The organism is Pedobacter cryoconitis (assembly GCF_014200595.1).
Classification (GTDB): Bacteria; Bacteroidota; Bacteroidia; order Sphingobacteriales; family Sphingobacteriaceae; genus Pedobacter; species Pedobacter cryoconitis_C.
Genome location: NZ_JACHCG010000002.1, coordinates 22,010 through 44,865, shown reverse-complemented (window position 1 = coordinate 44,865; position 22,856 = coordinate 22,010). Strand labels below are relative to the sequence as shown.

At 40.6% G+C, this 22,856-nt stretch carries 16 protein-coding genes; 8 read left to right on the top strand and 8 right to left on the bottom strand.

What is annotated here, in order from left to right; translation table 11 throughout:
- Nucleotides 1–113: 113 nt before the first annotated feature.
- Together HDE70_RS14035 and HDE70_RS14030 are read left to right on the top strand one after the other, a co-directional pair.
- A complete protein-coding gene (locus tag HDE70_RS14035) occupies nt 114–2,480 on the top strand; it encodes a TonB-dependent receptor (RefSeq protein ID WP_183891024.1) in 2,367 nt (788 codons plus the stop codon).
- Nucleotides 2,477–3,601 carry a PepSY-associated TM helix domain-containing protein gene (locus tag HDE70_RS14030; protein ID WP_183891023.1) on the top strand — a complete coding sequence of 375 codons (1,125 nt, stop codon included), beginning with the start codon at nt 2,477–2,479 and terminating at the stop codon, nt 3,599–3,601. The genes HDE70_RS14035 and HDE70_RS14030 overlap by 4 nt, the downstream gene beginning before the upstream one ends.
- Here HDE70_RS14030 and HDE70_RS14025 read toward each other — a convergent pair.
- From HDE70_RS14025 to HDE70_RS14015, 3 genes are all read right to left on the bottom strand, one after another.
- A complete protein-coding gene (locus HDE70_RS14025; protein WP_183891022.1) occupies nt 3,567–4,094 on the bottom strand; it encodes a GNAT family N-acetyltransferase in 528 nt (175 codons plus the stop codon). The two genes, HDE70_RS14030 and HDE70_RS14025, sit on opposite strands and share 35 nt — an antisense overlap.
- A 3-nt stretch (nt 4,095–4,097) precedes the next feature.
- Entirely contained in the window at nt 4,098–6,059 is a 1,962-nt protein-coding gene (gene glgB / locus HDE70_RS14020) for a 1,4-alpha-glucan branching protein GlgB (RefSeq protein WP_183891021.1), read from the bottom strand.
- Nucleotides 6,060–6,121: 62 nt separating this feature from the next.
- Nucleotides 6,122–8,596, bottom strand: coding sequence for a glycoside hydrolase family 31 protein (locus tag HDE70_RS14015; protein ID WP_183891020.1), 2,475 nt, complete (start codon nt 8,594–8,596; stop codon nt 6,122–6,124).
- Between the two features lie 284 nt (nt 8,597–8,880).
- Here HDE70_RS14015 and HDE70_RS14010 point away from each other — a divergent pair, with 284 nt between their 5' ends.
- From HDE70_RS14010 to HDE70_RS14000, 3 genes are read left to right on the top strand one after another with little or no spacing between them, the layout of a single operon-like run.
- Nucleotides 8,881–11,319, top strand: a complete 2,439-nt coding sequence (locus HDE70_RS14010) for a penicillin acylase family protein (protein ID WP_183891019.1) — start codon at nt 8,881–8,883, stop codon at nt 11,317–11,319.
- A 3-nt stretch (nt 11,320–11,322) separates the two neighbouring features.
- Nucleotides 11,323–11,673: a hypothetical protein gene (locus HDE70_RS14005; protein WP_183869536.1), complete on the top strand. Its 351-nt coding sequence runs from the start codon at nt 11,323–11,325 to the stop codon at nt 11,671–11,673.
- Between the two features lie 32 nt (nt 11,674–11,705).
- Complete coding sequence (locus HDE70_RS14000; protein WP_183891018.1) at nt 11,706–12,689, top strand: acyl transferase; 984 nt, start codon at nt 11,706–11,708, stop codon at nt 12,687–12,689.
- Between the two features lies 1 nt (nt 12,690).
- Here the strand turns inward: HDE70_RS14000 and tyrS are convergent, their stop codons facing one another.
- Nucleotides 12,691–13,977: a tyrosine--tRNA ligase gene (gene tyrS / locus HDE70_RS13995; protein WP_183869538.1), complete on the bottom strand. Its 1,287-nt coding sequence runs from the start codon at nt 13,975–13,977 to the stop codon at nt 12,691–12,693.
- 152 nt (nt 13,978–14,129) lie between these two features.
- Here tyrS and HDE70_RS13990 point away from each other — a divergent pair, with 152 nt between their 5' ends.
- From HDE70_RS13990 to dapA, 3 genes are read left to right on the top strand one after another with little or no spacing between them, the layout of a single operon-like run.
- On the top strand, nt 14,130–14,819 hold the full coding sequence (locus HDE70_RS13990) for an ACP phosphodiesterase (RefSeq protein WP_183891017.1): 690 nt from the start codon (nt 14,130–14,132) through the stop codon (nt 14,817–14,819).
- Nucleotides 14,820–14,877: 58 nt separating this feature from the next.
- A complete protein-coding gene (gene ligA, locus HDE70_RS13985) occupies nt 14,878–16,896 on the top strand; it encodes an NAD-dependent DNA ligase LigA (RefSeq protein ID WP_183869540.1) in 2,019 nt (672 codons plus the stop codon).
- Nucleotides 16,897–16,900: 4 nt separating this feature from the next.
- The gene (gene dapA, locus HDE70_RS13980) at nt 16,901–17,782 is read left to right on the top strand and encodes a 4-hydroxy-tetrahydrodipicolinate synthase (RefSeq protein WP_183869541.1); all 882 of its coding nucleotides are present in this window, start codon (nt 16,901–16,903) and stop codon (nt 17,780–17,782) included.
- Between the two features lie 71 nt (nt 17,783–17,853).
- On the opposite strand, the gene HDE70_RS13975 is transcribed toward dapA, so the two are convergent.
- The 4 genes from HDE70_RS13975 to ftsA all read right to left on the bottom strand — a co-directional run bounded on the left by HDE70_RS13975 (nt 17,854) and on the right by ftsA (nt 22,832).
- Entirely contained in the window at nt 17,854–18,033 is a 180-nt protein-coding gene (locus HDE70_RS13975) for a histone H1 (protein WP_068395023.1), read from the bottom strand.
- 261 nt (nt 18,034–18,294) lie between these two features.
- Nucleotides 18,295–19,536, bottom strand: a complete 1,242-nt coding sequence (locus HDE70_RS13970; RefSeq protein ID WP_183869542.1) for an aminotransferase class I/II-fold pyridoxal phosphate-dependent enzyme — start codon at nt 19,534–19,536, stop codon at nt 18,295–18,297.
- A 173-nt stretch (nt 19,537–19,709) separates the two neighbouring features.
- Entirely contained in the window at nt 19,710–21,341 is a 1,632-nt protein-coding gene (gene ftsZ, locus HDE70_RS13965; RefSeq protein WP_183869543.1) for a cell division protein FtsZ, read from the bottom strand.
- 129 nt (nt 21,342–21,470) lie between these two features.
- Nucleotides 21,471–22,832: a cell division protein FtsA gene (ftsA, locus tag HDE70_RS13960; protein WP_068395018.1), complete on the bottom strand. Its 1,362-nt coding sequence runs from the start codon at nt 22,830–22,832 to the stop codon at nt 21,471–21,473.
- Nucleotides 22,833–22,856: the final 24 nt, after the last annotated feature.

The window sequence follows — 22,856 nt, the reverse complement described above, 5'->3', positions numbered from 1 at the left end:
CGCTGCATTTCAAACAGCAAAATAGCCGGCTTTCTTCCGGTTATATGTCCGAATATATACAATGCTACAGGCCAGCTCAAATGCTGATCCTATAACAAAACCATTAAAAGCATATGAAAATCAAGGTTTTCTTTTTTATATTTCTACTTTTCACGACCTACAAACTTACTGCCCAGTCCCTTTCAGGATCATTACATGGCAATATCATTTCTTTTGACAATGAGCCTATTCCCGGCGCAAACGTTGTCTTTCAAAACACCAGACTCAAAACAATAACTGATGAGAATGGAAATTTCAGCTTCAAGACCATTCCGGCAGGGACTTATGTCTTAATTGTTTCTAACGTAGGTTATACAGCGACCAGGCAAAACCTGGTCATTGAACCCGGAAAAAAGCTGAAACTCAATTTCCAGCTTTCAAAAAGCAGGCAGGAATTGAATGAGGTTGCAGTCAGCGCAGTTAAAAACCGCTATAAAATTACAAAATCCAATACATCCACCAGGATAGACATTCCATTATTAACCACTCCGCAGTCCGTACAAATCGTTTCCAATTCACTGATTAAAGACCGTCAGGCATTTACCCTGAACGAAATCTCCAACTCATTTACCGGAATGAAAGCCAACAATGGCAGCGGTTCTTTTAGTATCCGTGGTTTTACAGCTTACTCTCCTACCGATGCCAGTTTCCTTTTATACAACGGGATCCGGGGAAATTTATATCTATGGAGTCAGCAACCCTTATTATATAACATTGAAAATGTAGAACTACTACGCGGGCCATCAGGAGCATTATTTAGTGAAGGCTCGCCAGGTGGGGTCGTTAATTTCGTGACTAAAAAACCTCAGGCCAAAGAACGCTATGAATTTGATCTGGCTATAGGCAGCTGGGATTTCAAAAGGCTATCAGCCGATTTAACCGGGCCATTGTCTAAAAACAAGAAATTACTTTACCGTGCAATCATCGGGTATGATAAATCAAAAAGCTTCAGAGACTATCAGGATAAAGAAAACATATTCATCGCACCTTCGCTTACCTATCTGTTCTCTGCGCGTACTGATTTAAACCTGGAGATCAATTATGCACACCAAAAAACGAATCAGCAATACGATAACGGTACTTATATTAAGACAAATGCAGATGGAACCTTTGATTTCAACTACTATCCGAATAACCTGACCGTACAAAGTCCAACCGATTACGGAAAAACAGATAATGTATCAGCCACACTGACCTTTAACCATCAATTTAACGATAAATTGAAATTGACAGCCGTACACCGCGCAGTGAACAGCAAACTGGATTATACAGATCACATTCCAGTAGGGAAAATTAGAAATGATTCAATCAGCAGAGGATATCAGGATTGGGAAACCAGTCGTTTTAGTTTGCAGACCACAGCTTATTTAGCTTATCAAACCAATACCGGACCACTCAAACATAATATTATTACAGGAGTTGATTATAACCGCTACGGCTGGACTAAAAATGACTATCAATATAAGCCCGCTACACGCATTTCTATCTTTAACCCGACATATGATCAGGACCCACCCGCAGCGTCCGTTAAAGCGCAGGAATCGGATGACAATAAAAGGATCACAAACCTTATCGGAGTATATGTTCAGGATCAGATCAGCATCGGTGAAAAGATAAAAGCATTGTTATCACTCCGCTATGATTCCTATAACGCAAAAGAAACACCCCTTTCAGCAAAGGATAATAAACAGGGAGATGAATTACAGGCCTCAGGGCTGATCCCGCGTACCGGGTTAGTCTACTTACCAGCCACTAATATTTCTGTTTATGCAAGCTTCTTAAAATCGTTTAACCCGCAGACTTCTAACAATGTATTATCAGGAGGGCCATTCCCTACCCGCAGAGCGACCCAATATGAAATCGGGTATAAAGGTGATTTCTTTAACAATGCACTGTCAACCAGCGTAGCTGTTTACCAGATCAGGTATGCAAACATCCTCGCCTCAGCACCTACAGAAGAGAATTCTCATCGTCAGGAAGCTTTGAAAGGAACAAGAAGTAACGGGATAGAATTTTCAGCTACAGGTACTATTCAGAATTTCAATGTCATCGCCGGATATGCTTATAACGATCACGTGATTTTAAGTACAAGTACCTTTGGTAAAAAGGGTGACCGCTTTAGCAATGCACCAAAGCATATCGCCAATTTATGGCTTAAATATACTATAGCAAAAGGGGCAGTTAAAGGAGTGGGGATAGCTGCTGGTGTGCGGTATGTAAGTGATCAGGTTGGCCAGATTACCAATCAGAATTTTGTATTCCCTTCTTACACAGTTTTTGATGCTGCACTTAACTACCGCAAAGGAAAATACAACATCCAGCTGAACGCTTATAATTTAACCGATAAACGTTACTTCACAGGCAGCAGGTCAAGTACAGTTACCGGTGGCTTAGGTGATCCATTAAATTACCGATTAGGTATAAGCTACCTGATTCAATGAGAAAGCTAAATCTAACACGGGTTGTGCTCTTTTCGATCCACAGCTGGCTGGGCCTGGTTACCGGCTTATTCCTGCTTTTACTGGGAATAAGCGGGTCTGGCCTGGTATTTCTGAAGGAAATAGATCAGGCAGTGCATGCAAAGTTATTAACCGTAAAACCTGTAGGAAAACCTTTACCACTGGATAGTTTTTACCGGACAATTACCCGCAGCCATCCCCATATCAAAGGGATAGCCTGGCTTAATCCGGATGCAGCTCCAGACCGGGCTTATGAATTCAGGTTATACCAGAATGATGGTAAAATCAGTACTTATGATCTGGGAATGGTGAGCATAAACCCTTATACAGGGAAAGTATTAAGAGCGGGGAACCTGAAAGATTTCAATACTGGCTTTATGCATTGGCTCATCCAGTTTCACTGGAGTTTCCAGCTGGGCTTACCCGGACTTTTAATGGCCACAGTATTTGGGATCACCATGCTGATTTCTATCCTGACAGGTCTGATTGTTTACAGGAAATATATCTGGAAGGTATTAACTTTCAGGGTAGGAATTAACTGGAAAAACAAGAATACTATAGCCTCAGGTTTACACCGGATAGTTGGGGTCTGGTCACTGGCTTTTAACCTGATCATCTTTTTCACCGGATTCTGGATGAACATTTTTGCTTTTGACCAGCACTACTGGCAGAAACAAATGATCCCCTGTCCTGCTAATACTTTAGCAAAACAGTCTTTAGAAAATTTGTTAAATCAGGCTTATCAGAAAATGCCCGGTTTAATCCCCTTAAGTGTTTATTTACCTACGCAGCCCGGTAGTGACTTCAAAGTCAGCGGTACACTCAAAGAACAGAATCCGCTGTTTCAGGGTGGAAATTCTATTTCTTTTGATGCAGCAACCGGTCAGCAGACAGCACTTAAAACTATAGATAAAAAAAGCCTGTGGGAGAAAACTGAACTTACTTTTTTCCCATTGCACACAGGTAATTTCGGTGGTATCCCTGTTAAAACATTGTATGTATTGATAGGTCTGTTACCCGGTTTATTATCAATTACAGGTTTTATGTTATGGTGGAGAAAGCAGCGGACTAAGTATTTTTCTCGTAAACGAAAGTATCCCTGATTCTTCCTTTCATCTCAAAATGTTGCTTAATCAGCCTGATCCTGAAAAAGCCACAATGCTTTAACACTGCCTGAGAGGCGAGGTTTAAAACATCACAAGTTGCCTCAATAGTCTTTACGCTTAATTCGGAAGCTACAAATTGAATCAAAGCATTTGTAGCTTCTTTAGCATAACCCATTCTCCAATAGGATGGGTTAATGATATAACCTAAATTTCCTTTATGCGCTTCCTGCTTGTCAAATCTAAAACCACAACCCCCAATCAGCCTGTTTTCTTCTTTCAGTACAATGGCTAATTCAAAGCTGGTTCTGGGTACAACTTCTTTCAATTTCAGTGCATTCTGTATAAATTCTTTAGTATCAGCAACACTATTGGGCCCCCAGTTTTCGTAAACCAGGATTTCCTCCTGGCTTGCGTATTCATGAATGGCCTTCCAGTCTGCTTCCACATATTCTCTGAGTATCAACCTTTCCGTTTCTATCCAGCGCTCCATTTGTTATACCGTTTTTAGTATCATTGCGCCTAAGGGAGCTATATTAATCGAAACAGAATACTCCCGTCCATTCACCGAAGCCGCTTCTGGCAAAAAAGCAGTCGTATTGAGTTTACCACTACCAAAATACTCCGTCGCATCACTATTGAAGATTTCTTTCCACGACGCTTTAAACGGCAAACCTATTTTATAATTCTGCCTGTAAACAGGGGTCATATTTAAAATTATAATCAGTGTATCTTTTGCTTTATGCCCTTTACGCGTATACACATAAATAGAATGATCGCTATCATCAGCGCTGATCCATTCAAACCCTTCAGCAGAAAAATTAAAATCGTGCAGTCCGGGTTCTGTCCGGTATAACTTATTGAGTGCCTTCACATAAGTCTGCATCCCTGAATGGGACTTATAACGCAACAAATCCCAGTCCAGTGAATTGGTAAAATTCCATTCTCCGTTCTGTGCAAACTCATTCCCCATAAAAAGAAGTTTCGTACCAGGCTGGGTAAACATATAAGCATATAAAAGACGCAGATTTGCATGTTTTCTCCACTCATCACCCGGCATTTTATAGATCATAGAAGATTTACCATGCACCACCTCATCATGAGAAAATGGCAGCATAAACTTCTCAGAAAATGCATAGGTAATACTAAAAGTCAGCTGATGATGATTATACTTTCTGTCTATCGGATCAGTTTTGAAATACTTCAGCGTATCATTCATCCAGCCCATCATCCATTTCATTCCAAAACCCAGGCCTCCTTCAGCTACCGGATGTGTTACCCCCGGATAAGTACTGCTTTCTTCAGCAATCGTATGTACACCTTTAAAATTTGTATAAATAGATTCATTCAGATCTTTTAGAAACTGGATCGCACCCAGATTTTCTGAACCCCCAAATTCATTCGTTGCGGCATCTCCAGCTTTCCGGGAGAAATCAAAATATAACATCGAAGCTACCGCATCTACACGTAAACCATCTGCATGAAACTGATCCAGCCAGTACATGGCATTACTAATCAGGAAAGAACGGACTTCATTTCTGTCATAATTGAAAATATATGATTTCCAGTCGGGATGAAAGCCCTTACGCATATCCGCGTGCTCATATAAATGTGTTCCATCGAAATGAAACAACCCATGCGCATCTCCAGGGAAATGTGAAGGAACCCAGTCCAGAATTACGGCAATATCATTTTTGTGAAACTGTTCAATCAGATACATCAGCTCCTGTGGTGTTCCATGCCTGGAACTCGCTGCAAAATATCCGGTGATCTGATACCCCCACGAAGGATAATAAGGATATTCCATGATCGGCATCAGCTCGACATGGGTAAAGCCCATTTCCAGCACATAAGGCACCAGGCTATTGGCTATTTCTTTGTAAGTTAAAATCCGGTCTGGCTCAGAAGGATCGCGTTGCCATGAGCCCAAATGGACTTCATAAACAGACATTGGCTGATCCAGTGCATTTAATACAGGACGTTTCTTTAGCCAGGCTTTATCTTTCCAGCTATAATCCGTATCCCAGACTACTGAAGCCGTTTGCGGAGGATGCTCCCACCGGGTTGCAAAAGGATCGCCCTTTTCATAATCTTTCCCGTCAAATCCCTTGATAAAATATTTATAAACCGCTCCTTTACCTACTACGGGAATAAAACCTTCCCATATTCCTGATTCATCCAGTCGTTTATATAACCGGTGTGAAGTTGCCTTCCACTGGTTAAAATCTCCAGTCACATATACATCATGGGCATTCGGTGCCCATACTGAAAAATAAGTTCCTTTGGTATTATTTACACTTAAAAGATGTGCCCCCATTTTTTCATACAAACGAAAATGTTTGCCTGAAATAAATAAAGCGACGTCAAAGTCTGTCAGTAAACTAAAAATCCAGACAGGTGCATCTACAGATACGGCAATATTTTCTTTAACAGGTTTACCCTGATTCGCTTTAGCCATTATTTTAAGGGATTATATTTAGTTCAAAATGCTTCCTTCTGGGAAATGCCCGCTCCTGTTACTTATATTTCTCCCTGGATTTGTATCACAGAGAAGTTTTTATTGCTTTTAAAACGTAAGCAGTTTCTATCGTCAGTAAAATAGTCTTTAATTTCCAATCCGTCTACAATGACTTTCTTAACTCCAAAAGGAATGCCAATTAAGTTGTAATTATAGGTTTCATAATTTGGTGTATATAAACCCTCCAGCTTCTGCTGGATCAGCAGACGGCGATCATTTCCTTTAACCGTGAACTTTTTCTCCGAATAAATATCCTGCTCATAGGCAAAAGTGTCCCCATGATCTTCAAAGAAGAATGAATTCACCTCATAGTTCGCATAAAAGATATTCAGCAATACTTCGTCCACATGTTTTTCTCCTACGTACTGCATTACCGGATACTCTGGAATAACAGCACCCGCTTTAATGAAAATAGGCATGCTCTCTAATGGTGCATCTACTAAATGCTCATTTTCTCCGGCAAGTAATTCATGTGTCCAGATGTTATACCACTGTCCTTTTGGCAAATAAACAGTCCTTGAAACAGCCCCCTGCTCCAAAATCGGGCAAACCAGGATTTTATCTCCATAGGCAAATTCATCCTGTCTGAAATGATTGCTCACATTTTCCTGCTCCAACATCACCAGAGGTCTCAGGATTGGAAAACCATAACGGTGATGCTCCCAGAATACAGAATAAAAATAAGGCATTAAACGGTATCTCAATTCAATAAATTTACGGTTGATCGCGGTATAAGGCTCTCCAAAACTCCACGGCTCTCTTTCGGCTGTATCACCCGCAGAGTGTGCCCGCATAAAAGGAGAAAATGTTCCCAGCTGAATCCAGCGGGTAAATAACTCTCCATCCGGTTCACCACTAAACCCTCCGATATCAGTTCCACAAAAAGGGACTCCTGAAACCGACATCCGCTGACACTGTATATTTCCTATTTTTAAATGTTCCCAACTCGCTACATTATCACCAGTCCATACACAACCATAACGCTGCATACCAGCATATCCTGCACGGGTAATCGTAAAAGGACGCTTATTACGCATCAGCTTTTTTAAGCCGTCATAAGTTGAACGTACCATTTGCATCCCGTAAACATTATGTGCCTTCCGGTGCGACCCTCTGTGCCCATCGTAATTATGACGTACATCATTTGGAAAAGTCCCTGCACCAAATACTGCCGGCTCATTCATATCATTCCATACACCTGCAACACCCATATCTACGAGCTCTTTATATAACCCACCCCACCACTCTCTTACCGTTGGGTTCGTGAAATCAGGGAACTGGCATCTGCCTGGCCACACATGGCCTTCCATAAAATAGTCATCACTTCTTCTACAGAAATAATTGTTCTCTTTTCCTTCTTTAAAGACCCAGTAATTATCATCTACTTTTATTCCCGGATCAATCATTACAACGGTTTTAAATCCATCGTCTGCTAATTCCTTGATCATTTTTCTTGGATCAGGAAAGTGCTTTTTATTCCAGGTAAAACAGCGGTAGCCATCCATATAATCGATATCGAAGTAAATCGCATCACAAGGGATATCTCTGGAACGGAACCCATCTGCAATTTCTTTTACCTTGGTTTCCGGATAATAACTCCAGCGGCACTGATGATACCCCAACGCCCATTTAGGAGGCATAGGATGTGTTCCGGTTAAAGTCTGGTAACGTTTAATCACATCCATCATATGTGGACCGTGAATATAATAATATTGCAATTCACCACCATCCGACCAGAAACTGGTCTTATCATTGTCTTCTTTACCGAAGTCAAAATAAGAGCGGAAAGTATTGTCAAAGAAAATACCGTAGGCAGACTTTTGATGAACTCCTGTATAAAACGGGATTGTTCTGTATAAAGGATCCTGATCCCATCCAAAAGAATAAGCATCCGTATTCCAGTTTTGAAAATGACGGCCACGCAGGTTCATATTTCCTGATTTATCACCAAGGCCGAAAAAGTTCTCTTCCGGAAAACATTTTTTAGTAGCAAAAACATAATAACCACCAAAGTCCGCATTCTCTTCCCAGTGCATTGGAGAGGCATCCTCACTCATTACAATCTGGGACAAGTTCTCCGTAAATGAAATATGAAAATCCTCTTTTCTGATTTTACAGGTCACTGTATTGGTTGCTATCGCATAATAATCCTCTTCCTCATCGAAATTGAAAGTACTTACTTTCTGATCCACCACCGGAACAGCATAAGAGAAATCCTCCAGAAAAACACTGTGAGGCGCAAGTCTGACACGTATAATTTCATTACTTACTACTCTCACCTCTACGCTGGCTTCTCCGTCTGAGAAGAAAAATTTATTCCCATCCTGACGGACTTCCCGAACTTGCGTAAGATATTTCTTAACTATCGGTTTTAAAGCTAATACCGGATTGTTTAAATGTTGAATAGTGGATTCAACTATTTCCTTGATATTTTCGTTGTCCGTTATTTCGTTTCCTTGCTCTTCGAATTCTTCCATAAAAAGGTTTCCGTAATCTATTTGTATGTATAAAATGTCTGATTGACCTAGCTAAAGTGTTAATTATTATGCCAAAACACAAGATTTTTCAGATATAATTCAAACAGAAATTTCAACAGGTAAGATCAAAATACCGTTTGCTGAATCTATTTAGCATTTTGTTGAACAAATCAGTACCCATCTTCAGCCCAAAATCACAAATATGATTAAGATTAGCAATCAATACAGTTTTATATTAAATTGCCCTGGGATACCAAATTCTTTAACCGGTAATTCAATCGAATATGAAGAACAAATTTAAAGCATTCATTTGCGTCATTATACCTATACTGCTGGCCTTTGTGCTCAATACCAAATTTGGTTCCGTTCCCCCGCTTTTAAAATTCCTTAACCCCTTTACCGGTTTCTGGCAGAACGCAGAAAAAATGAGTGTTGCCAAAAAAAGCACAATCAGTCTAAAAGGGACACAAGAGACGGTAGAGGTAGTTTTTGATGACCGTATGATCCCTCATATTTTCGCCAAAAATGACCACGATGTTTATTACACACAAGGATACATTACGGCCATGAACCGTTTATGGCAAATGGATTTCCAGACCCGTTTTGCAGCTGGAAGACTATCTGAAGTTGTAGGGGCCAAAGCTATTGAAGTAGATAGATATCAACGCCGCATGGGCATGGTTTACGGCGCTGAAAACTCTTTAAAAGGAATGATGGAAGACCCTAAATCAAAAGCCATGATTGAAGCTTATACCGCCGGGATCAATGACTATATCCATTCGCTTTCCAGTGCGCAGCTTCCTTTAGAATATAAAATACTGGATTTTACCCCCGAAGACTGGACACCACTTAAATGTGCCTTGCTGCTCAAACAGATGTCAGCAGTGCTGGCTATGGGTTCAGATGAATTTTACATGAGCAACATCCTGAAAAAATACGGCCCTGAAGTAACAGCCGATTTATTCCCTGATTATCCCTTCCGTGAAGATCCGATTATCCCTGTAGGAACAAAGTGGGATTTCAAACCCCTGCAAGTTCCAAAAACACCTGCCGGTTTCACTGAAATGACCACCGGTAAAGTAAAAACCAAAGTATTGGAAGATGGGATCGGGAGTAATAACTGGGCACTTTCTGGTGCTAAAACAGCTTCAGGATATCCGATCCTGGCCAATGACCCGCACCTGAATTTAACATTACCTTCTATCTGGTATCAGATCCAGCTAAATGCACCCGGACTTAATGCCTATGGCGTTTCACTCCCTGGTGCACCGGGTATCACGATTGGTTTCAATAAAGACATTGCATGGGGCGTAACCAATGTTGCAGCAGATGTACTGGATTTCTACCAGATCAAATTTAAAGACCAGACGCACAAGCAATACAAATACAACAATGCCTGGAAAAATACTACCGTAAGGCTGGAAACAATAAAAATCAGAGGCGCTAAAAATGAAATAGATACCGTCTTTTACACCCACCATGGCCCTGTTGTCTATTTCCAGAAACCAGAAAAACTCAGCATGGCCGACAATGTGCCTACTGGTAATGCACTGCGCTGGATTGCGCATGATAAATCAAACGAGCTGATGACTTTCTATTTATTGAACAGAGGCAAAAACTACAACGACTACCGGAAAGCACTCACCTATTATACAGCACCTGCACAGAACTTTATTTTTGCTTCATCAGCAAATGATATCGCCATTACAGCCAATGGAAAATTCCCGTTGAAATGGAAAGATCAGGGCAAATTTATACTCGATGGCTCTGATCCAAAAAATGACTGGCAGGGATGGATCCCCTATGCAGAGAATCCAACCGTTAAAAACCCGGAAAGAAACTTCGTCAGCTCAGCAAATCAGTCCTCTACAGACCCATCCTACCCTTATTATATCAATTGGGAATTTGGCTCTTATGAACGTGGTAAAAGAATTAATGACAGGCTTAAAGCAATGACAAAAGCAACCGCCGATAGCATCCGGATTATGCAAAGCGATAGTTATAGTATACTGGCGCAGGACCTGCTGCCCGCACTCATTTCAAAAATTGACCCGGCAAAGCTCAACGCGACACAAAAAGAAGCACTGGAAATCACCAGCAAATGGGACAAGTTCTTTACAGCCAAAGCAATTGGCGGCAGTATTTTCGATCTGTGGACTAAACGTTTATTTATTGACATCTGGGATGATGAATTTACGATTGCCTCGGTACCTATGCGATACCCTTCCAAAGACCGGACTGTAGAATTGATTTTAAAAGACCCAGGTTCAAAATGGTTTGATAATGTGAATACGCCACAAAAAGAAACCCTGAATGACCTCGTTAACGAAGCTTTCAAATATACCTGCGATAGTCTGGAAAGAAAATACGGGCCGATCGGGAAAAGATGGCAATGGGCAAATGTGAAACAAACACATGTACCTCACTTAGCTAATATACCGGGAATGGGCTCAGAAACATTGCTGATCGGAGGAGCGAAAAGCACCATTAATGCTTTGGGTGAAAAAAATGGCCCATCTTGGAGGATGGTCGTTGAGCTTGGAAAAACGCCAAAAGGTCACGGTGTATATCCAGGCGGACAATCAGGTAATCCGGGCAGCTTTTTCTATGATGATATGCTGGGTACCTGGGCAGATGGCAAATTATATGATCTCTACCTGATGCAATCTGCGGAGGATACCCGGGGTAAAGTTCTTTCACGTTTAAAAATCTCTAAAAAATAGCACATGGTCTTTCTCGTTATACTTATCGCCTCTTTTTTATTACAAATGATCTTACCCTGGTGGATCATCGTAATCCTTTGTTTTGCGACCTGCGGGTTAATCGGTAAAACAGCAAAACTATCCTTATGGCAACCATTCTTTGCAATTGCGCTGTTATGGACAGGTGTCGCTTTATACCAGAGCCTGCCAAACAATAACCTGCTGGTTTCGCGTGTCGCAGAGATGTTTGGTCTGCATGCCTGGTGGTTAGTCCTGCTGGTTTCAGCATTACTGGGCGGTTTTGTGGCTGCGGTAAGCGGCTACTGTGGTTACCAGTTCAGAAAAGCAGTACTGGTTAAAAAAACAACGGCATAACATTTGTCTAACTCTTTGTGTATTTTTGCGGCGTGAAAGCTTTAATTCCTCAACTATTTTCTATCCGCGATGAACAGCAGTTTAATGAAACTGCCCTGGCTGTCTTCAAACACCAGGCGGAGTTTTGTGAACCTTATCGTCAGTTTATCACTCACCTGAATATTAAACCAGACCAGATCACCAGGGTTGCCGATATCCCTTATCTGCCGATCAGCTTTTTTAAAAGTCACCGGGTAGTCAGTAATACTGATCCGGAGGAAATCATTTTCAGCAGCTCCGGAACTACCGGAATGGTGCAAAGTAAACATATAGTGACCGACCTGAGTGTATACGAAGAAAGTTTTAACAAAGCATTTGAGCAATTCTATGGCCCTATAGCAGAGACTTGTCTGCTGGCTTTACTTCCTTCCTATCTGGAAAGAGACGGCTCTTCGCTGATCTATATGATCGACGCATTACTGAATCAAAGCAAACATCCCGATAGCGGTTATTTCTTACATAACCACGAAGAGCTTTTCCAAAAATTAACCGCTTTAAAAAAGGCAGGTCAGCCAACACTATTAATTGGTGTTACTTATGCCCTGCTTGACTTTCTTGAAAGCCACCAACTGGACTTCCCCGAATTAATCGTGATGGAAACAGGCGGTATGAAAGGAAAGAGGAAAGAAATGGTCAGAGAAGAACTGCACGAAATATTAAAAAGCGGATTTGGTGTAACTGCCATCCACAGTGAATACGGAATGACTGAACTGCTTTCACAAGCTTATTCTTCGGGAGAAGGTGTATTTGATTGTCCAAACTGGATGAAGATTGTGTTAAGGGACACGAACGATCCCCTAACACTCCTCAATTCTAATCAGACAGGAGGCATCAACATTATTGATCTTGCCAACATTAACTCCTGCTCGTTCATCGCTACCCAGGACCTGGGCCGGTTATTGCCCGGCGGTTCCTTTGAAGTACTTGGCCGTTTTGACAATGCAGACATCAGAGGCTGTAACCTGCTGGTTCAGTAAACTATTCCGCGATTAACAGGAAATAATTCTTTTTACCTTTCTGAACGATAATATATTTATCATTAATCAGGTTGCTGACAGTATAACTGGCAGTAACCTCTGCTACTTTTTCTTTATTAATACTCAATCCACCACCCTGGATAGTTTTTTTCACTTCTCCTTTAGATGGGAATACCGTCGTTTTTTCTGCCAGTAAAGTAGCCACATCAATACCTGACGCTAATTCTTCACGGCTAATTACAAACTGTTGTACACCTTCAAAGATTTCCAGGATATGTGCAGGGCTCAGGCTCTCCAAGAATGATAAAGAACCATTACCGAACAAGAATTCTGAAGTTTTTACCGCTGTTTCTAAAGCAGCCTCAGAGTGCGTTCTGATTGTAATATCAGTAGCCAGTGCTTTCTGCAAAATTCTCAAATGAGGTGCTGCATCATGTTCCGCTTCCAATTTCTCCAACTCCTGCTGCGTCAGCAAAGTGAAGATACGTATCCATGATCTGGCATCCGAATCTGTAGCATTCAACCAGAACTGGTAATATTTATAAGGAGAAGTTTTCTCAGGATCTAACCAGATCGCTCCGCTTTCGGTTTTTCCGAATTTAGTACCGTCCGATTTTTTGATCAGTTGTGTAGTTAATCCATAAGCTGTTCCTCTGTCTTTTCTTCTGATAAATTCTGTTCCGGTCACAATATTGCCCCATTGATCAGAACCACCCATCTGGATCGTACAATTATTATTTTTCCATAAATAATAAAAATCATAACCCTGGATCAGCTGGTAACTGAACTCCGTAAAAGACATACCAGTATCACCTTCCAAACGCTTTTTCACGCTATCTTTGGCCATCATGTAGTTCACAGTGATGTGTTTACCTACATCTCTGATAAAATCAAGGAAACTAAACCCTTTAAACCAATCCGCATTGTTAACCATCACCGCACCGTTACCTTCAGCGCTGAAGTTTAAGAATTGATTCAGCTGTTTTTTAATCCCGTCCAGGTTATGCGCCAGTATTTCTTCAGTCAGCAAGTTTCTTTCCTCAGATTTACCGGACGGATCACCAACCATACCAGTTGCGCCACCAACAAGTGCATAAGGTTTGTGGCCAGCACGTTGAAAATGGATTAATGTCATAATCTGTGTCAGGTGACCAACATGTAACGAATCAGCCGTAGGATCAAAACCTATATATCCTGAGCACATGCCTTCATTTAATTTATCTTCTGCATTGGGCATGATATCATGTAACATGCCTCTCCATCTTAATTCATCAACAAAATTGGTCATCGCTTTATAATTTCGGCAAAGATAAGAAACCGTTTAAACTTAGCGGCTGATAAAAACCGATCTTGGACAGATTCTTGTCAGGTATAAATAATTATGGGTTATTTGGCCCATTTCAACGGCTCTCTGATAAAAAAATCCCTATTTTGTAAACGATGAACTTTCTTTCGCACTTTTATTTTGAACGGCAAAACTCCAATGATTATATGGTGATGGGGGTTGTATTGCCCGACCTGATTAAAAATGCAGACAAAGACTGGAACCTTAATCCGCAAAAAGATGAATACCTTTTCAGGGATGTGCCTGATTATGCAGCCTTACTTAGCGGATGGAAAAGACACCTGGAAGTAGACCGTTTATTTCATTCTTCCGGATTTTTTAAAGAACAAACCGCTATTCTTAAACAACTGATTTTACCAGCCCTGCAAACCGGCCCGGTAAAGCCATTCTTTTTAGCACACATCGGGTTGGAACTGATCCTTGATCACCTGCTGTTAACCCAGAACAAAGTAGACACTGCTCTTCTTTATCAGCAGCTCGGCCGTGCCCATACTGAATCTCTAACCGGCTTTTTAAAATATGCCGGGTTAACAGATCAGCCACGTTTTGCCCACTTTCTGGACAAATTTATCTCCAGTGAATACCTTTTCAGCTATGAGAAAATTGAGAATATTACCTATGCACTCAACCGCATTTGTATGCGGTTATGGCTCAATCCATTTACAGAAGAGCAGCTGGAAATCCTGACGCAGAAACTGGAAGAGTTTAAACAACAACTCGACAAGCAGGGATTTCTGACCATATTCGATCAGATTGAGCAGGAACTGGCTGGACAATCCTTCTGATTACAAAAAAAACCATTAAAATAAACAAGCAAATCAGCCGATTTAGTAACTTCGCCTTATGTCGCAATCCACTATTAAAGACACTATGGACGCGTTGGTTCATGAACTTAACCAGCACAGTTATAATTATTATGTACTTGCAATGCCAACCATTGCCGATTACGAGTTTGACAAGAAACTGGAAGAACTGGGGAAACTTGAAAAAGAACATCCCGAATTCGCAGATCCTGATTCTCCGACTTTAAAAGTTGGGGGTGATATCACTAAAAACTTCGTCACCGTCAAACACAGATGGCCAATGCTGTCATTAGGTAACACCTATAACGAGCAGGATCTGCGTGATTTCGACGAAAGGATCAAAAAATCAATAGGTGATAATTTTGAGTACGTATGCGAATTGAAATTCGACGGACTTTCTATTAGCCTGACTTACCAGGATAACAAACTCTTAAGAGCAGTTACCCGTGGAGACGGAACCAAAGGTGACGATGTTACTGCCAATGTAAAAACAATCAGCAATATCCCCCACCACTTAAAAAAAGCAAATACACCTGCATTATTTGAGATCAGAGGGGAAATATTAATGCACAGTGCAGCTTTTGAAAGACTGAACAAAGAAAGAGAAGAACTCGGAGAAATACCCTATGCAAATCCCCGGAACTTTGCTTCAGGCACTATAAAAATGCAGGACCCCAAAGAAGTCGCCAAAAGGCCCTTAGACGCCTTCTTTTATTCCCTGCATACTGAAAAAGAATATTTCAAAACACATTGGGAAAGCTTACAGGAACTCAACAAATGGGGCTTTCATGTTTCTGAACATACTAAACTGAGCAGTAATATTGAAGAAGTACTGGAATTTATCCATTACTGGGAAAATGAACGTTTCAAACTCAGCTATGACATTGACGGGATCGTTATCAAAGTAAACAGCTTTACCCAGCAGCAGGAATTAGGATTTACTGCCAAATCTCCACGCTGGGCAATCTCCTATAAATACAAAGCACAAGAAGTAGAAACTATCCTGGAAAGCGTAAGTTACCAGGTTGGACGTACCGGCGCGGTAACTCCAGTAGCGAATTTAAAACCAGTACAACTTGCCGGAACAACCGTTAAGCGGGCTACATTACATAATGCCAATGAGATCGAAAGATTAGACTTACATGTTGGTGATAGTGTATTTGTAGAAAAAGGCGGTGAAATTATTCCAAAGATCATCGAAGTGAACCTGGAAAAAAGGAAAGAAGGCGCACAACCCGTTATTTATCCGGTCACCTGCCCTGAATGCGGTACCACACTGGTTCGTAAAGAAGGAGAAGTTGCTTTTTATTGCCTGAATGATGAAGGCTGCCGTCCGCAGATTGTAGGTAAAATCCAGCATTTCATTTCCAGAAAAGCGATGAACATTGATGGATTAGGTGATGAAACTATAGAATCTTTTTACCAGCGGGGCTTAATAGGCCATATCAGTGATTTATATACTTTAAAAGACAGAGCTGAAGAACTAAAAAACATAGAAAGGTTCGGAGAACGTTCTATTGAAAATATGTTAAAAGGCATCGAGTTATCCAAACAGATGCCTTTTGAAAAAGTGCTTTTTGGTTTGGGGATCAGATATGTCGGGGAAACAGTGGCCAGGAAATTAGCTATCGGAACCGGAAATATTGACCGCTTAATTACTGCCACACTCGAAGAATTAACAGCAATTGATGAAATCGGCGGCCGTATTGCAGAAAGTATCATTGAATACTTCAGTAAACAGGCTCATATTGATCAGATTAACCTGTTGAAAGCATATGGATTACAATTTGAGACTATTCAGACTATAATAACATTGGATAGTGACAAATTAACTGGAAAAACATTCGTAATTTCGGGAGTTTTTGAACAATATAGCAGAGAAGAACTGAAAGATCTGATCGAAAACAATGGTGGAAAGATATTAAGCAGTATTTCCGCTAAATTGAATTACCTGCTCGCAGGTGATAATATGGGGCCTTCAAAATTAGAAAAGGCCCAGAAGCTGAATGTTCCCCTGATTTCGGAGAACGACTTATTAGAGATGTTGAATAAAGATTAAAAAAATGAACAAATTTCATGGAACGGGTGTAGCTCTTGTTACACCATTTAACGCAGACGGATCGGTAGATTACGACGGTTTGAAAAAACTGATCAACTATCAGATTGACGGGAAGGTAGAATACCTGGTATCGTTAGGTACTACAGGTGAAACAGCAACACTCAATAAGGACGAAAAGAAGAAGATCTGGGCATTTACAGCAGAAATAAATAACGGCAGATTACCATTGATCGCTGGTATCGGCGGTAATAATACAGCAGAAGTTATTCAGGAGATCAAAGAATTTGATGCTTCAGGTTACGACGCTATACTTTCAGCAAGTCCATATTATAATAAACCTACACAAGAAGGCATATATCAGCACTACAAAGCGATCAGTGAGTCTACAGACCTGGATGTATTACTTTATAATGTCCCTGGCCGTACAGCAAGTAATGTAAGTGCAGAAACTACCTGCCGTTTAGCAGTAGATTGCAAGAATATAATCGGGACCAAAGAAGCTTCAGGCAGTTTTGATCAGTTCAACCAGATTATGAGAGATAAACCAGCAGACTTCTTATTGATTTCTGGTGATGATCCTGTAGCCCTGCCAATGATTTCATTAGGCGCGGCAGGTGTAATTTCTGTAGTTGGAAATGCATTCCCTCTTTTATTCTCAGAAATGATCAGGTTATCCCTGAAAGGCGATTTCAAAGCCGCTCAGGTATTGCACCTGAAAGTAGTTGAATTTACAAGGTTAGTTTTCGAAGAAGGTAACCCGGCAGGGATTAAAGCTGCTTTAAAATACTTTAACGTTTGTGGTGACCAGGTACGCTTGCCATTAGTGCCTGCATCCGGCCGCCTGGCCCAGCTGATCAGCACTCAAATTAAACAAATCAGTTTATAAGCCCCGCGCTTAAATAAAAAAAACGCCCCGGTACTACCGGGGCGCTATAAATTCAAAACAAGAAAATGGGTTTAAGCCTCTTTGTTTTTGGTCTCCTGAATCTCTAAACGAATAGCCTGAGCTATGTTTTTAAGATCCTGCATTCCTTTACGGACACGTGTTCCGGCAGCACTGTTGGCTTTGTTGTAAAACTTGTCTGCATCAGCTTCTAATGTGGTAACAAGCTTCTTTAACTCATCAAATTTTTTCATTTCTAATTACCTTTTGGTTTATTTTTTAGGGTTGATTAATACTCAATTACTAATGTAAGCGCTTTATTCTAATAAATGAAAGATTAACAGCACATTTAGAACCTATAAAACCCTGTTTTTATCCACAAAAAGCATGGTTATTCACAAATTCATCAAAAAATATAAGATATATCGTTGAAAAACAATAAGATACAAAATAAGTAAAACAAAAAAGGCCCTTTACAGTTAAGTAAAGGGCCTTTTTTTATTTATAGAAATCAGCTATTCCGGGCTGAATTTATTGTCATTATAATAGCCGCTTTTCAGCTTCTCTGCAACTTCGCTAAAAGCTTCAAGCGTGCGCTCTACGTCTTCTAAAGTATGCATTGCAGTTGGTATCAGTCTAAGCTCAATTAAGCCCTTAGGAATAACCGGATACACTACAATAGAACAGAAGATACTATAGTTCTCGCGAAGATCCATTGTCAATGCAGTAGCTTGTAACAATTCACCTTTTAAAAATACAGGGGTAACCATCGTATTGGTAATTCCTAAATCAAAACCACGCGCTCTTAACCCCTTTTGTAAGGTAGTTGCGATATTCCATAGTTTCTCTCTCAGCTCTGGATTATTTTTAAGCAGTTCTAAACGCTTCAGTAAACCAATGACCATTGGCATTGGCAATGCTTTCGCAAAAGTCTGAGAACGCATGTTATAACGGAAAAAATTAGTTATTTCTTCTGAAGATGCAACAAAAGCACCGATTCCAGCCATTGATTTTGCAAATGTTCCGAAATAGATATCTACACCTTCAATACAATCCTGTTCTTCATGTGTTCCGGCACCAGTTTTACCCATCGTACCAAATCCATGTGCATCATCGATTAACAAACGGAAATTGAAGTCTTTTTTCAATTCAATAATTTCCTTCAGTTTACCCTGTGCACCTGACATACCAAAAACACCTTCAGTAATCACAAGAATCCCTCCTCCTGAACTGTCTACCAGTTTAGTAGCACGCTCCAGTTGTTTACGGGCACTGTCAATATCGTTATGCTGATAAACAAAACGTTTACCTAAATGAAGACGCAAACCGTCGATAATACAAGCGTGGCATTCTCCATCATAAACAATTACATCATTTCTGTCTACCAGACAATCAATGATAGATAACATTCCCTGGTAACCGTAGTTTAAAAGGAATGCATCAGGCTTACCCACAAATTCTGCAAGCTCCTGTTCTAATTGCTCATGATATTTAGAGTTTCCAGACATCATTCTGGCGCCCATCGGGTAAGCCATCCCAAAATCTGCTGCACCTTTTGAATCCGCTTCCCTTACTTCCGGGTGATTAGCTAATCCCAGATAATTATTTAAACTCCAAACCAAATGTTCTTTACCCCGAAAATTCATATGCGGCGCAATGGCTCCTTCTAACTTCGGAAAGGAAAAATATCCATGTGACCATTTTTGGTGTTGCCCAAGCGGGCCCATATGCTTTGCTATCTTTTCAAAAATATCCAATGTATCTGTCTTTAAGTTGTCTTATTATTTTATGCAAATTTAAGCTTTCTGGGGCTGAAATACAAGGTTGCCCGAAAACCAGTAATCCCGCTGTCCAGCAATCCATTATTATGCCAAAAAAGCCTTAACAATAAATTGCTAAGGCTTTTAATTTCTTTTTCTATACCGGTTGATTAATCAACGTTATCGTGAAGGAATGAATTGTTAGGTCTGATCTCTGTACTGCCCTCTTCATCATTGCTTAAAGTAAACCTTGATACCTGCGATTCCGAAGAATGCTGTACCTGTTGTAATTGTGTTTGTTTACGTTTATAAGCAGGTTCGTTTTCAAGCTCCTGCAATCCATTGGTTGTACGCAATTTCATGCTCAGATCTTTCAGCCTCATAATCCTTTCTTTAGATTTTTTTAGCTGATCTTCAATAGATTCATCGCTTTTGTCATCATCCAGACCTGGTACAACGATCTCTTCCTGCGCAGGCACAGCAGATTCGTTATAATTTGATTTAGGTGCTTCAAAAACAAAATCAGTTTCTGATGTTTTCAATTCAAAATCTGTTCCTGCTTCCTGTTTATTTTCAGCAGGCGTAGATTCTTCTTCCACTAAAGTGTGTCTGATGATCCCGCTATCTGCGTCATCTCTTCTGTTTCTGTTTCCGCTGTACATATCACCGAAAAGATCAGATTGTTTCAGATCGTCTTTCAGTTTCATCACCGGCTCATTCGTATAAGCACCTGCTTTTGGCTCAATAAAAGAGTTAACAGGTTCTAATGGTTTTACCAGCGGAGCTTCTTCAGGGGTTAATAAAGAAATTTTCTTTACGTTCTTTTTATCGTGTGCACGTTGTTCGGTAGTCTGGAACCCTGTAGCAATAATGGTTACAGAAAGTTTCTCACCCAGGTTTTCGTCAATACAGTTACCCCAGATCAAATCTGCGGTTAAACCAGCCTTATCCTGAATATAATCCGTGATAATAGCGACCTCGTCCATCGTCACTTCTTTTAAACCAGAGCTGATGTTCAACAGGATATACCTTGCACCTTCAATCTCGTTGTCTTTTAACAGCGGAGAAGCCAATGCACCTTCAACAGCACTCAAAGCACGATTTTCACCCTCACAGGCAAAACTACCCATGATAGAAACACCGCTGTCTTTCATCACTGTACGCACATCCTTGAAATCCACGTTGATATATCCCGGCACCGTTATGATTTCGGCAATACCTTTTGCCGCAGTAGTTAAAATATCATCTGCCTGTGCGAAAGCGGAACCTAAAGTCAGGTTACCAAATATTTCACGTAAACGATCATTGGAAATAACCAGATAAGAATCCACGTATTTCTTCAGTTCATCCAGACCGTCTTCGGCCTGCATTTTACGTCTTTTACCTTCGAAAGAGAAAGGGGTTGTGATAATAGCCACAGTTAAAATGTCAAGTTCCTTCGCTGCCTGCGCAATGATGGGACTAGCACCCGTACCTGTTCCACCACCCATACCCGCAGTAATAAACAGCATTTTTGTAGTACTGCCTAACATGCTTTTGATATCGTCTATATTTTCAATAGCCGAATTTTTCCCCACTTCCGGAATTGAGCCTGCACCCATTCCCTCGGTTAAACTTGCACCCAACTGTACTTTATTCGGTATAGGACTGAACTCCAATGCCTGGGCATCAGTGTTACAGATTATAAAGTCTACACCTGCAATTCCTTGACGGTACATATGGTTAACCGCATTACCACCACCGCCACCAACACCAATTACCTTGATGATTGATGACTTATCTTTTAACATTTCAAAATACATATATTTATGAATCAGTTACTTAAAAATTGGTTTTACCTGTTCATCTCTCATTGTAATATTAACACTTTTTCAACACACGTTTTCCACAAGTGTTTAAAATGTGGAAAAATCGTCCATTGTGGATAAATATTACGGTTTTATATAATCCTCATCGCTTACGTTCATGTCGTCTTTGATGAAATCTTTAGTTTTTGCTAATAATTTATCAAATAATCCACCTCCCGGGCGTTTCACTTTATCTTTTACAACTGCTGGTCTCTCGACATAAACACCAGGCTGCTTCAACTCTTCAATCAACTCTTCAGCTTTTTGAATTCCTTTAATCAGCAAGCCAACACTGGTCGCGTACATCGGGCTTTTCAGGTCATCATAAATAGTTTTTGGCATATCCTCATATTTCGACAAATGTTCATTCGGATAACCTACACGACAATCCAGTCCTGTAACATATTCAACCAATTGAGAGAGATGCTTTAATAACGCTCCACCACCGGTAATTACTACACCACCGATTAGTTTTTTCTCATAACCAGAAGATTTTATCTCGTAATAAACGTGCTCAATGATTTCTTCCATACGGGCCTGGATCACATAAGCAAGGTTTTTTACTGAAATTTCTTTTGGTTCTCTGCCACGCAGACCTGGTACACAAATAATTTCATTTTCTTTATTTTCTTCAGCTAAAGCAGAACCGAAACGTGTTTTCAACAGTTCAGCCTGATTTCTCATCACCGAACAGCCTTCACGAATATCTTCAGTCACACTATTTCCACCGAAAGGGATAACCGCTGTATGGCGGATAATACCCTCATGGAAAATAGCGATATCAGTAGTGCCACCACCTATATCCACTAAAGCAATTCCAGCTTCTTTTTCTTCATCACTTAAAACAGATTCAGAAGATGCAAGCGGCTCTAAAATCAGTTCCTGAGTCTGTAAACCGGCATTGGTTACACATCTCATAATATTTTTAACCGCAGTTACCTGGCCCGAAATGATATGGAAATTCGCTTCTAAACGAACACCCGCCATACCGATCGGATCTTTAACTCCTGGTTCATTATCGACAGTAAATTCCTGAGGCAGTACATGGATGATCTCTTCTCCCGGGGGCATAACCAGTTTGAACATATCATCAATTAACTTATCCAGATCTTTTTTACTGATCTCATTATTCAGTTCTCTTCTTGTCAGGATTCCACGGTGTTGTAAACTCTTGATATGCTGACCTGCAATACCAACATTTACTACACGTACTTCCACATTGGACTGACCGCTCGCCAATTCAACGGCCTGTGAAATACCCTGTACAGTTTTTTGTATGTTGGAAACCACACCACGGGTTACGCCCGCAGACTCTGCTTTCCCAATACCCAAAACCTCAATCTTGCCATGCTGTGTTCTGCGACCAACTATCACACAGATTTTTGTGGTACCGATGTCCAATCCCACTACAATTGGAGACTGAACGGTGGTTTTTTCTTTGCCCATAACTATATTTATTTGTCGAATTAT

What these genes read in the sequence shown, in the direction of transcription:
- HDE70_RS14035 (WP_183891024.1), top strand. Translation starts at nt 114, where the DNA reads ATGAAAATCAAGGTTTTCTTTTTTATATTTCTACTTTTCACGACCTAC.
- HDE70_RS14030 (WP_183891023.1), top strand. Translation starts at nt 2,477, where the DNA reads ATGAGAAAGCTAAATCTAACACGGGTTGTGCTCTTTTCGATCCACAGC.
- HDE70_RS14025 (WP_183891022.1), bottom strand. Translation starts at nt 4,094, where the DNA reads ATGGAGCGCTGGATAGAAACGGAAAGGTTGATACTCAGAGAATATGTG.
- glgB (WP_183891021.1), bottom strand. Translation starts at nt 6,059, where the DNA reads ATGGCTAAAGCGAATCAGGGTAAACCTGTTAAAGAAAATATTGCCGTA.
- HDE70_RS14015 (WP_183891020.1), bottom strand. Translation starts at nt 8,596, where the DNA reads ATGGAAGAATTCGAAGAGCAAGGAAACGAAATAACGGACAACGAAAAT.
- HDE70_RS14010 (WP_183891019.1), top strand. Translation starts at nt 8,881, where the DNA reads ATGAAGAACAAATTTAAAGCATTCATTTGCGTCATTATACCTATACTG.
- HDE70_RS14005 (WP_183869536.1), top strand. Translation starts at nt 11,323, where the DNA reads ATGGTCTTTCTCGTTATACTTATCGCCTCTTTTTTATTACAAATGATC.
- tyrS (WP_183869538.1), bottom strand. Translation starts at nt 13,977, where the DNA reads ATGACCAATTTTGTTGATGAATTAAGATGGAGAGGCATGTTACATGAT.
- HDE70_RS13990 (WP_183891017.1), top strand. Translation starts at nt 14,130, where the DNA reads ATGAACTTTCTTTCGCACTTTTATTTTGAACGGCAAAACTCCAATGAT.
- ligA (WP_183869540.1), top strand. Translation starts at nt 14,878, where the DNA reads ATGTCGCAATCCACTATTAAAGACACTATGGACGCGTTGGTTCATGAA.
- dapA (WP_183869541.1), top strand. Translation starts at nt 16,901, where the DNA reads ATGAACAAATTTCATGGAACGGGTGTAGCTCTTGTTACACCATTTAAC.
- HDE70_RS13975 (WP_068395023.1), bottom strand. Translation starts at nt 18,033, where the DNA reads ATGAAAAAATTTGATGAGTTAAAGAAGCTTGTTACCACATTAGAAGCT.
- ftsZ (WP_183869543.1), bottom strand. Translation starts at nt 21,341, where the DNA reads ATGTATTTTGAAATGTTAAAAGATAAGTCATCAATCATCAAGGTAATT.
- ftsA (WP_068395018.1), bottom strand. Translation starts at nt 22,832, where the DNA reads ATGGGCAAAGAAAAAACCACCGTTCAGTCTCCAATTGTAGTGGGATTG.